The sequence below is a fragment of the Leisingera methylohalidivorans DSM 14336 genome (assembly GCF_000511355.1).
GTDB classification, from domain to species: Bacteria; Pseudomonadota; Alphaproteobacteria; order Rhodobacterales; family Rhodobacteraceae; genus Leisingera; species Leisingera methylohalidivorans.
Genome location: NC_023135.1, coordinates 3104127 through 3116904, shown reverse-complemented (window position 1 = coordinate 3116904; position 12778 = coordinate 3104127). Strand labels below are relative to the sequence as shown.

Annotated in this window: 13 protein-coding genes; all 13 read left to right on the top strand. The window is 61.7% G+C overall.

Annotated features, from left to right (window positions below; genetic code table 11):
* Positions 1-189: 189 nt before the first annotated feature.
* The 13 genes from METH_RS15320 (at position 190) to METH_RS15265 (ending at position 12509) form a co-directional block, all read left to right on the top strand.
* On the top strand, positions 190-1431 hold the full coding sequence (locus METH_RS15320; RefSeq protein ID WP_024091389.1) for a hypothetical protein: 1242 nt from the start codon (positions 190-192) through the stop codon (positions 1429-1431).
* Positions 1391-2341, top strand: a complete 951-nt coding sequence (locus METH_RS15315) for a hypothetical protein (protein WP_024091388.1) — start codon at positions 1391-1393, stop codon at positions 2339-2341. The genes METH_RS15320 and METH_RS15315 overlap by 41 nt, the downstream gene beginning before the upstream one ends.
* Before the next feature lie 131 nt (positions 2342-2472).
* A complete protein-coding gene (locus tag METH_RS15310; protein WP_024091387.1) occupies positions 2473-4128 on the top strand; it encodes a DUF262 domain-containing protein in 1656 nt (551 codons plus the stop codon).
* 153 nt (positions 4129-4281) lie between these two features.
* Positions 4282-4878, top strand: a complete 597-nt coding sequence (locus tag METH_RS15305; protein WP_024091386.1) for a sigma factor — start codon at positions 4282-4284, stop codon at positions 4876-4878.
* A gap of 28 nt (positions 4879-4906) precedes the next feature.
* Complete coding sequence (locus METH_RS15300) at positions 4907-5254, top strand: hypothetical protein (protein WP_052348781.1); 348 nt, start codon at positions 4907-4909, stop codon at positions 5252-5254.
* On the top strand, positions 5254-5787 hold the full coding sequence (locus METH_RS15295; RefSeq protein ID WP_197538807.1) for a hypothetical protein: 534 nt from the start codon (positions 5254-5256) through the stop codon (positions 5785-5787). Before METH_RS15300 ends, METH_RS15295 begins: the two co-directional genes overlap by 1 nt.
* Entirely contained in the window at positions 5784-6659 is an 876-nt protein-coding gene (locus METH_RS15290) for an ATP-binding protein (RefSeq protein ID WP_024091383.1), read from the top strand. Before METH_RS15295 ends, METH_RS15290 begins: the two co-directional genes overlap by 4 nt.
* A gap of 20 nt (positions 6660-6679) precedes the next feature.
* On the top strand, positions 6680-7288 hold the full coding sequence (locus METH_RS15285; RefSeq protein WP_024091382.1) for a hypothetical protein: 609 nt from the start codon (positions 6680-6682) through the stop codon (positions 7286-7288).
* A 12-nt stretch (positions 7289-7300) separates the two neighbouring features.
* Complete coding sequence (locus tag METH_RS15280; protein WP_024091381.1) at positions 7301-8983, top strand: DEAD/DEAH box helicase; 1683 nt, start codon at positions 7301-7303, stop codon at positions 8981-8983.
* Positions 8980-9198, top strand: coding sequence for a hypothetical protein (locus METH_RS24005; protein ID WP_156927501.1), 219 nt, complete (start codon positions 8980-8982; stop codon positions 9196-9198). The genes METH_RS15280 and METH_RS24005 overlap by 4 nt, the downstream gene beginning before the upstream one ends.
* The gene (locus tag METH_RS15275) at positions 9191-9397 is read left to right on the top strand and encodes a DUF6511 domain-containing protein (protein WP_024091380.1); all 207 of its coding nucleotides are present in this window, start codon (positions 9191-9193) and stop codon (positions 9395-9397) included. Before METH_RS24005 ends, METH_RS15275 begins: the two co-directional genes overlap by 8 nt.
* Positions 9397-10155, top strand: coding sequence for a hypothetical protein (locus METH_RS15270; RefSeq protein ID WP_024091379.1), 759 nt, complete (start codon positions 9397-9399; stop codon positions 10153-10155). Before METH_RS15275 ends, METH_RS15270 begins: the two co-directional genes overlap by 1 nt.
* A complete protein-coding gene (locus METH_RS15265; RefSeq protein ID WP_024091378.1) occupies positions 10152-12509 on the top strand; it encodes an AAA family ATPase in 2358 nt (785 codons plus the stop codon). Before METH_RS15270 ends, METH_RS15265 begins: the two co-directional genes overlap by 4 nt.
* Positions 12510-12778 lie beyond the last annotated feature (269 nt).

The following is a 12778-nucleotide window of genomic DNA, read 5'->3' as shown; positions in this document are numbered from 1 at the left end:
ACGTTCCGCTGGCGTCATCTGGTCGGGCGGGAGCGGGTTGGGTCGTTTCATGCAAGCCTCGGGACGGTTGTCTCCCTTGGCTTCTACTCATCGGCCACGGAATCCGTCCCAACTGTTCGCCCAACGGTTGCGGCTATATGGGTGAGAACATATTATGAACATTCATTTCATGGGAAAAGGGGATTCGCGATGGCCGGAAATTTGAAAAAGTTCGTGAACCCCCGGTTCATCAAGACAATTGATCTGATCCTTATGAAGGCATTGCTGGCCCGTCACGAAGGCGAATTCACCAGTTTCTCCGTCGATCTGCTTGATCAGGAAGACGATGCGGCGCGCGATGCGCTGCACGATCTCCTGACGGGAGCCGAGGACAGTTATCCGGAAGGTCTGCGGGCGGATCTCCATCGGATTGCTGAACTGGGCGACAGGCGGGGCCTCGAAGTCATCCAGACCCAGGCCGACCGTCAGGGCATCAATCTGTTTCCGGACATGAAGACCGGTGATGAGGATGCACCCAACAAGGCACACGATCCGAAACACATCGCCGTCCGGGTATTTCTTGAACATCCAGACCTGTTCGACGCCGCCGCCGATCACATGGCGATGCTCGCCGCTGATCGGCTGCACGAATACGCCGGACGGGAACGGGGTGTCACGATCGATCTGACGAAGGAGAAGGTTGAGGCGTTCGGAACGGCTGTCTCTGAACTTTTCCGCGACGCGTTCCTGGGAGATTACTGCCGGGTCGGCGATTACGCCGATGGCGATGAGATCAACCTCGTGGTCAGTCACGGCTCCATGGTCTCGACCATGCCGGTCGTCGAAGGCCTGCAGGAGCGGGTCATCAGCGTTCGGCAGATTGCCCATGCCGTGCTGCGCTATTCCGAGAATACCGGCATGCTCCGGCTCGCCCGTATCAGAAAAGCCCACCAACCGGAGATCGCCGAACTCTTCGCCGCGATTGTCCTGGAGCGGCCGGGGTTTTTCGACGGCGATGATGCGCAGGATCTTTACACGCTGCGACCGGTTGAGCTCGGCGGCCCCGATTTCGCATTTGATCATGCTTACGATCCAAAGATCGACCGTGTCATGATCATCGAGGCGGCGGCAGACCTGATGGTGCCTGGCAAGAAGGGATATCCGCGCGTCGCGCGTACACTGCGGTCACGTGACCTAGGCGGCGATGCACTTCGGCATTTCGGTGGGACGCCAGTGTCGTTTGCAGGATCATGGCACCTTGGTGAAATCGTCTTTCGGATCCTGTTCAAGGGCGATGGAAAGCGCCAACCCCAGGTGACAGTCAAACTGCGCCCGCCCGGCGTCGTGCAGTTCCGGCGTACCCAGCATGAGGCGCGGGTGATGACCTTAATCGAACGGAACGGGCTGACGAATGACCGAGACGATTTTGCAGTTATTGACGCGGCTGAGTGAGGCGGGCGACGACGCCGTTCTTTCGGGGACTGTCGCTGAATCGCATTACGGATCCGAGTTTGACAGACTTTTGCGCAAGCGCGTCTTGGTCGAAGCCGCACCTGTAAGCGATTGGGATGTGTGCGATCGTTGTGAGTGCGGAATGATCTCCCGGCCAATTCGACAAAACGGTGATCAATACCAAGCCGATTGCCCGCTCGATCCTCGAGAAGACGTGGTTCTGAGTGCCGAGGACATCCGGTCTTTTCGAATCAATCTCCACGGTCTTGCCGGAGAGATTTCCACCAAGGCTGCGTTGCGAGGTCACGCTGAAGCTGTCGCGGGAGGTCTCTGGAAATTGGGTGAAACAGAGGCTGGGAGACTTGTTTTCCTGATCTTTCAGACGTCTGTGCTGACACTGGATGGGCTTGTGCCGATTATTCGAAGGTTGTCTGGTTCAAGGCCTGCGACCCTTGTTGCGCCGCGACCACCGGCTGAGATAGCGGCCTATCTGATTGACGCCGGGCTCCATGTCATTGGATTTGAAACTGCCTTGGCCGCGCCGCTATCCGAGTATCCCGCCAGTCAAGGCAACTCTGTCCTCGATCCTCCATCGGAAGAAATGGAGTTGGTTGTGCGCGTGCAATCAGGCGCAATCGAATGGCGCAATTGCGTCATTTCCTTCCCCCATCAACTTTTTCCGTCGCTTCGGCGGCTGGTGGACAAAGCGCTTTCAAAGGACTCGCTTGCCTCGAAGGCTTACCTCGAGGACACAACCGGTCGGGTTGCATCAGATCTTGTCCGGGAGATGCGCGATAAGATCGTGGAAGGCGGCTTCTCTCAAGCGGAAGCCAAGGACTTGATCCGGACGGTGCACGGCAGAGGCTATCGACTGCAGATCGATCCGTCGCGGATTAGGGTAGTCGAGTAGCCGCAGGCTGCTGACGTGTCATGACCACCAACGGACTTGGGGGGCAAGCCCATCGCCGAAAAAAGCGGCTGTCCTTTTCATTGGCGGCTGTAGTAGCGTTCAGAAACAGGAATTTAACGTAGGAATTTCATATGGAAGCCCGCACGAAGACGGTCGAAGACTGGTTTGCAATGGTCCGCGAGGGGCTTCTGACGCTCCCGAGATTCCAGCGCTTCGAGGCGTGGCGACCAAACCAGATCGAAGGTGTTCTGGAGAATATCCTCCGTGTTCCGTCGCTGCCCATCGGGGCACTTCTGCTCCTGGAGGTGGGTGACAAGGAGCTTTTCCACTCTCGGCCGCTTTCCGGAGCCCCGAGCCCAAAAGGCATGCCGCAAATGAACCTGCTTGATGGGCAGCAGCGCATGACCGCTTTGTGGCGATCATTAATTGATGACTATGACGAGTTCACTGTTTTCGTATCTTTGGAAAACGAAGAGCGTCCCGAAATCGAAATCGTGAAGCGATACATTTCCAAGTCTGGCAAACGCATGCCGCTTTGGGCTGACATTCCGGCCGAGTGTCTGGAACGCAATTATTTCCCTGTTTCTATTCTTTGCCCAGGCTCCAAAGGCGAGCATGCGATGGACGAGTGGACCGAGGCAGCGGAGACGGACAAGGCGACTGACAAAGCCATCATGCGTTTGCGTCAAAGGCTCGCCTCCTATCCCATTCCGTTCTTATCGTTGCCCGTGACTACGGAACAGGAAACGGCGCTCGACGTCTTCATCAAGATGAACACGTCGGCATCCCCGCTGAAGGATTTCGACATCGTGGTTGCACAGCTCGAAGGTGCTGTCGGCGACTCGCTGCACGACATGATTGCCGAACTCAATGAAAAGGTCCCCGCCGCCGCCGACTATGGGAAGGTCGAAGACGCGGCTTTGGCGATTGGGGCGTTGCTGAACGGCAAGCCTCCATTGAAGCGCACCTACCTTGACCCTGCATTTGGTAGTGAGCTGGCCAATGTTTGGGATCAAGTTGTTGTTGGATTGAAGCGTGGCGTGTCGTTCCTGCGGGACGAAGCAATTTTCAATGAGCGTTTGCTGCCGACTGAAGTGATTGTCTATCTGACTGGTGCCCTGTGGGCGCATGTTCCGGTCGACGGTGCAGATCAGGAGGGGCGCGCGCGAACGCTGATCAGGAAAGCAATCTGGCGTGCAAGCTTCACGGATCGCTATCTCAAGACTGCAACCACCCGTGCCTTTGCGGACTACAAGGCCATTCAGGACATGATCGTAAATCCAGTTTCGAGCGCCGCGCCGGATCTGTTTGATGAGGCCCAAAATCCGTTACCTCCGGCCGCTGAACTCATTCGCGGCGGCTGGCCGAGCCGCAAGGACAGACTTGGGCGGGCAATCGTAGCGGTCTCACTCTACGGTGGAGGCTATGATTTCGCCGATGGCGCGAAAGCAACCGCAGACAATGTGCGCTTCCGCGAGTACCACCACGTCTATCCGCGTAGCCTTGTTCAAGATCAGTTCCCAGATCACGAGGTGAATTCTGCTCTTAATTGCGCGCTGATTTCCTGGAAGACCAACCGGAAGATCGCGGCCAAGAATCCCAAGCAGTATCTTGAAGAGCGCGGGCAGGATGCCAATGCCACAGAAGAACAGGTTCGGCATAGGCTCGAAAGTCATCGCGTGCCTTACGATGATCTGATCAACGGCGATTTCCGAAAGTTCATCGAAACCCGCGCCAATCTGATTCACACGTCCATGCAGAAACTCTGCGAGGGCTCCGTCCCGTGATTTGATGATGTGACTATCCGGTAGGGCGATAAATAGGTTGTCGCGCTTGCGGCTCCCAGAAACCCACAGAACTTCCCCAGATCGTTCCCACCAAAGCATCAGCTGCATCCGGCAGTTTCGGTTCATCAGAAACGATGACCGAGGCTTACAGCGATGCAGATCAAACTCTCCCCCGACGACATTGAAACCATCATCTCCGAGGCCAACACCGCGGCCCGGCGCCTGCGGCGGCGGCTGGGCTTGCCTGCCTGCGATCGCGAAGATCTGGGTCAGGATCTTCTGATCGATCTTCTGCGCCGCTTGCCAGCTTTCGATCCGACACGCGGCAGCCTCGGTGCATTCGCAGGTCTGGTCCTGCGCAATCAGTCCTCACGGATCGCGATCCGGATCATGCGTGAACGGAAGGCGCAGGGTGGCGGTTTACTGTCGCTCGATGCGCCTTCGGGTCCAGAGGACCAGCGTCCGCTCGCCGAGACAATCGGTGAGGACGAAGGTCTGTCGGCCTGGCACGGCCAAGTAACCACAGCGCATGCCACCACTGAACAGTATCAGGCCGTACAAACCGGGATTTCACGGTTGCCGCCGGAGGATCGTCGTCTGTGCGCAGCGCTGGCGCATCGCCCGATTTCGATGCTCGTCTCCGAAGGGTTCGGCAGCCGGTCCACGCTTTACCGCCGCCTTGCCGATCTCCGCCACGTCCTCACCGCCCACGGCCTCGGTCCCTCCTGGGACAATGTCGCGGCGGCCTGAGTAGAGGCGAAAGGAGGAGATCATGTTCATGGGAACCACACCCTTCATCACGGTCCGCGCCAGCCGACCGCTGTCCGAGATCGAGTTCTGCGCCTGGGTGGCGCAAGCCGTTCCCGGCGACCGTCTGGAATACCATCGCGGGTTTCTGGTGCTCGACATTTTCCCGGTGTTTTCAGGGCTGTCGGATGCCGCGCGTGCCGAATTGAGCAGGCTTGGATCGCGCGCCTTTTGGGCCGCCGAGCAGGATCTCGTGCATCTCGTGCAGGAGCGCGTGGGGCCCGACCAGTTCGCCTATATCGCCGTCGCCCGCCCCAAACCCAAAGCCGCCGCTGTCTCGCTGTCCGAGCTGTTGCTCGCCGAACAGGAGGCCGCGTGATGTCCGCCTTCCAATCCCTTTTCACCGATCACGGAGACCCGTTTATGCCATTCCCCGAGAACACCCCGACGCCGGATGATCTGCCGACCCTCAGCGCATCCGAAATCGCGGCCCTGCCGGTCGAGTTGCTGGCGATCCTTCAGCGCGAGATTGACGAGCGCCTGAAGCGCGACAAGGCGGCCAAGACCCGCTTCGATGCTGGGCTCGCTGTCCGCTATGCCACTCGCGCGGCCGAAGAACGCCAGGCCGCCGGCAAAGACACCGGCACCGTCCGGTTCGACGACGGTGACTTCACGGTGGTTGCCGACCTGCCGAAGCGGGTGGACTGGGACCAGGGTCGGCTGGCCGACATGGTTGCGCGGATCGAGGAGGCTGGAGACGACCCCGCCGAATACGTGGATCTGGCCTACAAGGTGCCAGAACGTAAATACGCGGCCTGGCCCGAGGCCATCCGTCATGGCTTCGAGCCCGCGCGCACCGTTCGGCCAGGCACGCTGAAGGTCGAGATCATCGCGCAGGGGGCTGACCAGTGAGCCTCCCCATCATCAGCGCCGACCAGCGGTTGGCCGAGCCGCGCGGCATCAAGGGCTGCATCTTCGGCAAGAGCGGAATTGGCAAAACGTCCCTCCTGTGGACACTTGACCCCGAGCGCACCCTGTTCATGGATCTCGAAGCGGGCGATCTCGCCATCGAAGGCTGGGCCGGTGACAGCATCCGGCCCCGGACCTGGACGGAATGCCGGGATTTCGCGGTGTTCATCGGCGGGCCCAACCCGGCGCTGCGCGATGAGCAGCCTTACAGCCCGGCGCACTATGCCGCCGTCTGCGACCGCTTCGGCGATCCTGCGGCACTCGATCGCTACGACACCATCTTCGTCGACTCGATCACTGTCGCCGGGCGGCTGTGTTTCGGGTGGTGCAAGGGCCAACCCGAGGCACTGTCGGAGAAGACCGGCAAGCCCGATGTGCGCGGGGCCTACGGGCTCCATGGCCGTGAGATGATCGGCTGGCTCACCCATCTGCAGCACACGCGGGCCAAGAACGTCTGGTTCGTCGGGATCCTCGACGAGAAACTCGACGACTTCAATCGCAAGGTGTTCCAGCCGCAGATCGACGGCTCCAAGACCGGCCTCGAGCTGCCGGGGATCGTCGACGAGGTGATCACCATGGCGGAGCTGAAGGCGGAGGGTGGCGATCCGTATCGTGCCTTCGTCTGCCAGACGATCAATCCCTGGGGTTTCCCGGCCAAGGACCGCTCGGGCCGCCTTGAACAGGTCGAAGAACCCCATCTCGGTCGCCTGATGGCGAAGATCCGGACGCCCGCAGCGCTGGCGACGGATCGCCTGACTTACGCCCCGCCGCCCGAAGATCCGGCGGCCGCCGACCAATCCCAACCACAAATCTGATCAGAAAAAGGAGGTTCCCCATGGGTTCCTGGAACGATTTCAACGACGCGCAGAGCAATACCAACCTCATCCCCAAAGGCACGCTGGCCAAGGTGCGCTTGACGATCCGTCCCGGCGGTTTCGACGATGCTTCGCAGGGCTGGACCGGCGGCTATGCCACGCGCGGCTCGAGCGGTGCCGTCTATCTCAATGGCGAGTTTACCGTCACCGAGGGCCAATACGCCCGGCGCAAGATCTTCACGCTGATTGGCCTCTATAGCCCGAAGGGGCCGGACTGGACCAACATGGGCCGCAGCCTCGTGCGTGGCATGCTGAACTCGGCGCGGGGGATTTCCGACAAGGACATGTCCCCCGAAGCGCAGGCGGCGCGGCGGATCAGCGGCTTTGCAGATCTGGACGGCATCGAGTTCGTGGCTCGCATCGACATCGGCACCGACGCCAGCGGCGACGACAAGAACGAGATCCGCAGCGCGGTGACGCCTGATCACCGTGACTATGCACAGATCATGGGCACGGCACCGCTTCAGTTCAGCGGCAATGCCACGCAGCAGAGTGCGCCCTCAGCGCCGTCGACCAATCCGCCAGCAGCCAACCCCGGTGCCCCCGGGCGGCCGAGCTGGGCACAGTAAGGGGGATCGGTCATGCGCCTTCGCCCCCGCCAGAAAACCTTTGTCGAGCGCAGTGTTGCTGCGCTCGGCCAACACGGCAACACGCTCGGCGTGGCACCCACCGGCGCGGGCAAGACCATCATGCTTTCGGCGGTCACCGGCGAGATGATTGGCGACGGTGCCAAGGCCTGCGTGTTGGCCCATCGCGACGAGTTGACGGAGCAGAACCGCACCAAATTCCAACGTGTGGTGCCTGAGGCGTCCACCTCGGTGATCGACGCCACTGAGAAATGCTGGGGCGGCGACGTCACCTTCGCCATGGTGCCCACACTGGCGCGGGCGCCGAACCTGGCCGACATGCCGCGCCTTGATTTGCTGGTGATCGACGAGGCGCATCACGCGGTGGCGGACAGCTACCGCCGCATCATCGACCGGGTGCGCGACGCCAATCCCGACGCGAGGGTGTTCGGGGTGACGGCAACGCCAACCCGGGGCGATCGCAAGGGGCTGCGTGAGGTCTTCGACAATGTCGCTGACCAGGTGGGTTTGGGCGAGTTGATCGCGTCTGGTCACCTCGTGCCGCCGCGCACCTTTGTCATCGATGTTGGCGTTCAGGAGGAATTGAAATCCGTCCGCAAGACCAGTGCGGATTTCGACATGACCGAGGTGGCGGACATCATGGACCGCGCTCCTGTCACCGACGAGGTGATCCGCCACTGGCGTGAGAAGGCAGGCGACCGGCAGACCGTCGTCTTCTGTTCCACCGTCGCCCACGCGGACCATGTGACCGAGGCGTTCAGCGCCGCAGGGATCACGGCCGCGCTGATCCACGGCGACTTGGCGACCGAGGCCCGCAAGGCCATCCTCGCCGACTACGCGGCAGGCGTCATCCGCGTCATCGTGAACGTCGCCGTGCTGACGGAGGGCTGGGATCACCCACCCACGTCTTGCGTCGTGCTGCTGCGGCCCAGTTCCTACAAATCCACCATGATCCAGATGGTCGGGCGCGGGTTGCGCACGGTCGATCCCGAGGAACACCCCGGCATCGTCAAGACCGACTGCGTTGTACTGGATTTCGGAACGTCGAGCCTTATCCACGGCACGCTGGAACAGGATGTCGATCTGGACGGCAAGATCGGCACCGGGGAAGCCCCGACCAAATCCTGTCCGGCCTGCGCGGCGGAGATCCCGCTGGCCGCCACCGAATGCCCGCTCTGCGGTGAGGTATTGCTGCAGGACGAAGGCGAAACTGGCGCGGACGCAGTGCCACTTTCGGGTTTTGTCATGACCGAAATCGACCTGCTAAAACGGTCCAGCTTCGCTTGGGTGGACCTCTTCGGCTCAGACGATGCGTTAATGGCCACGGGTTTTTCGGCCTGGGGCGGCATCTTCAGGATGGACGGGGTCTGGTACGCCATCGGCGGGGCCAAGAGCGCGCGGCCACGCTTGCTGGGCGTCGGCGAACGCACCGTCTGCCTCGCTCAGGCCGACGACTGGCTCAACACCCACGAGAGCGATGAAAGCGCCTTCAAGACCAAGTCGTGGCTGCGCCAGCCACCGACCGACAAGCAGCTGAAATACCTGCCGCCCGAGTGCCGGCACGACTTCGGCCTGACGCGCTATCGCGCTTCTGCCCTGATGACCTTCGGCTTCAACAAACGCGCCATCCAGGCCGCCGTGAACGCGGTGGCCGGGTCAGAACGGAGGGCGGCATGACCCATGACATCTTCAACCCCCAATACGGCCGAGGATCGGCGGCGTCTCTGGCATCCGCGTGGAACGCTTTGTGCTGTTTGCCGACAACCCACGCGTGGATTTGGCTGGCGCGATCCGGTTCGCTCGAAACAGCCCCGGCCATCGGTCTGGTTCTGCTCGATGCCCTGCCAAGGCTTCTGGACGGTTTTGGCGCGGGAGCGTTTTGCCATGGTTGATCTCACCGACGAAGAACGCGCCGCCATCACCGCCACCATGAAACGCATCGCACTGCTGATGGAGGAGATCGGCTGGCAGACCGCCTTCGCCGATCTGACCGAGGCGCAGGTGCGCGCCCTGATCGAGGAAGCCGTCGAGGGGTTCCGCGAGGCCATGGCCGACATCGCGCGGGCCCAGACACCGGAGGTGCCGTTCTGATGCTGGATTTTAATCACCGCCCCTCCTTGGCGGAGCGGATCAACACTCTGGTCGATGCAGCCCTCATCGCCGAACGGGAAGCCACACCGCGCCGGACCTATCTCGGCGCCTCCCGGCTGGGACATGCCTGTGAACGCGCGCTGCAGTTCGAGTTTGCCGGTGCGCCAAAGGATGAGGGGGCTGATTTCGGCGGCCAGACGCTGCGGATCTTCGCAATTGGTCATCAACTCGAGGATCTGGCGATCCGCTGGCTGCGCGCGGCCGGGATCGATCTGGTCACCCAAAAACGCGATGGCGGCCAGTTCGGCTTTTCTGTCGCCGGTGGGCGCATCCGGGGCCATGTCGACGGGATCGTTGCTGACGCTCCGGCCGCGCTCGGCATGCGCGTGCCCGCGCTGTGGGAATGCAAGACGATGAACGCGAAAAACTGGCGCGCCTGCGTCAAGGACGGGGTCACGGTTTCCAAGCCCGTCTATGCCGCCCAGATCGCGATCTATCAGGCCTATATGGAGCCCTCGGTGCCGGGGATTTCGGCCGCACCTGCGCTGTTCACGGCGATCAACAAGGACACGGCCGAGCTGCATCATGAGCTCGTTCCCTTCGATGCCGATCTCGCGCAGCGCATGTCTGACCGCGCCGTGCGGATCCTGCAGGCCACCGACGCGGGCGATTTGCTGCCCCGCATCGCCGCCAATCGGGATTTCTTCGAGTGCAGGTTCTGCGCCCATGCCGAGCGGTGCTGGGGGCTGGCTGCATGACCGACGAGCCCACCGACCCTGACCAGGACACAGCCATGCGCGACGACACAACGCCCGATGAGCCCAAGGAAAACATCGTCCACTTCAATCCATGGCGCGACTTCAACGACGCGGCTCCGCAAATTGATGTGTTCGGTGACGAGCCTGATTCCGAGCAGATCGCCCAGTTCATGCAAGTCGTCTTTGGATACTGCGACGGGCTGATCCCGGTCCGCAGTTTCATCGACAAGGGCCAGGGCATCGATGGCCGCCCGCACAACATCTGGCTGGAGGCGGATCAGGCCGCGCCCGAAAAGATGGCGACCTTCGCCACATGGGCGTCGCGGGAGGGCGCAGCTGTCTATGTGATCCCCGGCACCGTGGCCGCGCCCGGTCAGGCCAAGGCTGCGGAAATCCTGCAGATGCAGACCGTCGTGGTCGACCTGGACACCGGCGATATCGCGGCCAAGCGCGCCCATCTCGAGCGCCACCTCGGCGCGCCAACCATGGTGGTAGAGAGCGGTGGCGTGACACCCGAAGGGCAGCGGAAAGCGCACGTCTGGTGGGCGCTGACCGAGCCCGCCGAGGGCGATGACATTCGCCGTGTCTGCGGTCTGCGCGGTGACATCGCGGCCAAGGTTGGCGGCGACATGCATTTCCGCTCGGCGCACCAGCCGATCCGCGTGGCGGGTTCGGTCTATTACAAGAACAGCTTGAAAACGCAGGTGCGTATTGTCGAGCTGAACGCCGCCTACGAGCGTGATCTGGCCGAGTTCTTCGAGGCCGTGACCGACATGCCACCCGCTCCAGGCGTGTCCCTGCAGCCCGAATTCACCCATCCCGATAAGCCCGCCATGGACGATGTGCTGGTGACCCCGGTGCGCGAGGGGGCACAGGACGACTGGTCCCGTTTCGAGGGCGCATCCGCCGCGATCGGCCATTTCATCCGCATGGTCCACGAGGGCCGTATGACCAAGGACGAAGGCTGGGAAGGCATCTGCGGCTACAACGCCGCGATGCTGCGCCCACAGTGGCCGGTCGAACGGTTGAAGCGCGAGTCCGAACGGCTCTGGAACCGGCATGTCGAGAAATACGGCCCGCCGCTGATCCGGCTGGACACCGGCGCACCGGGACCGGTCGAGATGCCAGCCTTCACGTTGGGCGCGCTTTTGGACGATCAGAGCCCGATGCCGGAGGACATCATCGCACCGCGGGTGCTGACGCCAGGCGGGCTGCTGGTGCTGGGTGGTGCGCCGAAGGTCGGCAAGAGCGATCTTCTGATCTCCTGGCTCGTCCACATGGCGGCAGGCGTACCGTTCCTCGGCTTCACCCCGCCACGTCCGCTGCGGATCTTCTACCTGCAGGCCGAGATCCAGTATCACTACCTGCGGGAACGGCTGATGCAGATCGCCCTGCCGCCAGAGGTCCTAGCCGCCGCCCGCGACACCTTCGTCGCCACGCCCAAGCTGAAGATGCTGCTCGACAGCGAGGGCAGTGTGCGCGTGGCGCGCGCCGTTCAAACCGCCTTCCCGGATGCGCCAGTGGACATCCTCTGCGTCGACCCGATCCGGAACTTGTTCGACGGTGGGCCCGATGGCGGCGGCGAAAACGACAACACCGCGATGATGTTCTTCCTGAAGGAACGCATCGAAGTCCTGCGCGACCATATCGACCCTGACTGCGGGGTTATCCTGATCCACCACACCAAGAAGCTCAGCAAGCAGCAGGTGAAGGACGATCCCTTCCTGGCCCTCTCCGGCGCCAGCGCTCTGCGCGGCTTCTACACCTCCGGCCTGATCTTGCATCGCCCCGATGAGGATGCTCCGGAACGGAAGCTGGAAATCGAGCTTCGGAACGGACCCGCGCTGCCACCCAAGTTGATCGACAAGGTCGGCGGCCAATGGGTCGAGATCAACCCGATGAACGAACGCCTGGTTCGCAAAGAGGCAGGCGCGAAGCATGATGCCGAACGGGATCGCAAGCGCGATGTCATCCTGTCGATCCTGATCGACGAGGCTGCCGACGGCAAACTCTACACCTCGACCCAGTTCCGCGAAGCGTTTGAGAACCAGCGTGGACTTGGCAGCCAGTTCACAATTCGCGACCGCATCAATGTGCTGGCCACCAAAGGCCACATCCGCTTCCTGCGCGACGGCACACAATTCGGCCACTCCGTGGTCCGGTCGCGCTTCGGCTATCTCTGCGCTGAAGGCATGGTGTTCGGCCGCAAAGGCCGGATTGATCCGGAGACCGGGGAGGTCCTGGACAGCGTCATTCCGGTCGTCCCGAGCCACTACAAATCACCCTCCAACGGGCAGTGCATGGACCTCGCAGACCCTTCCGATTGGTCGATCCAGGAGGGTGAAAATGCCTGATTTCGGCTTGTACGTCCTCTGTTCGACCTCAGGACAAACATGTTTGACCTCCGCCGTTGTTCGTCCTCAATCCAATGAAAACAATCACTTAGGCCCAAAAGAGGTCGAACATGTTCGTCCTCTTGTACGACCTCTGTTCGTCTTCGAAAACCAAATGAATTCAGTGTCTTACGATGATTGGAGGACGAACAATGAAAGCCCCCATACTACGTATGGGGGGCCAACCAGCAGGTTTGGCCCCCATCCCATACGTCGCCGGGTATCCGCGC

Coding starts and splice junctions, on each gene's coding strand:
- METH_RS15265 (WP_024091378.1), top strand. CDS start 10,152: ATGACCGACGAGCCCACCGACCCTGACCAGGACACAGCCATGCGCGAC.
- METH_RS15285 (WP_024091382.1), top strand. CDS start 6,680: ATGGGTTCCTGGAACGATTTCAACGACGCGCAGAGCAATACCAACCTC.
- METH_RS15270 (WP_024091379.1), top strand. CDS start 9,397: ATGCTGGATTTTAATCACCGCCCCTCCTTGGCGGAGCGGATCAACACT.
- METH_RS15315 (WP_024091388.1), top strand. CDS start 1,391: ATGACCGAGACGATTTTGCAGTTATTGACGCGGCTGAGTGAGGCGGGC.
- METH_RS15300 (WP_052348781.1), top strand. CDS start 4,907: ATGGGAACCACACCCTTCATCACGGTCCGCGCCAGCCGACCGCTGTCC.
- METH_RS15295 (WP_197538807.1), top strand. CDS start 5,254: ATGTCCGCCTTCCAATCCCTTTTCACCGATCACGGAGACCCGTTTATG.
- METH_RS15305 (WP_024091386.1), top strand. CDS start 4,282: ATGCAGATCAAACTCTCCCCCGACGACATTGAAACCATCATCTCCGAG.
- METH_RS15320 (WP_024091389.1), top strand. CDS start 190: ATGGCCGGAAATTTGAAAAAGTTCGTGAACCCCCGGTTCATCAAGACA.
- METH_RS15280 (WP_024091381.1), top strand. CDS start 7,301: ATGCGCCTTCGCCCCCGCCAGAAAACCTTTGTCGAGCGCAGTGTTGCT.
- METH_RS15310 (WP_024091387.1), top strand. CDS start 2,473: ATGGAAGCCCGCACGAAGACGGTCGAAGACTGGTTTGCAATGGTCCGC.
- METH_RS24005 (WP_156927501.1), top strand. CDS start 8,980: ATGACCCATGACATCTTCAACCCCCAATACGGCCGAGGATCGGCGGCG.
- METH_RS15275 (WP_024091380.1), top strand. CDS start 9,191: ATGGTTGATCTCACCGACGAAGAACGCGCCGCCATCACCGCCACCATG.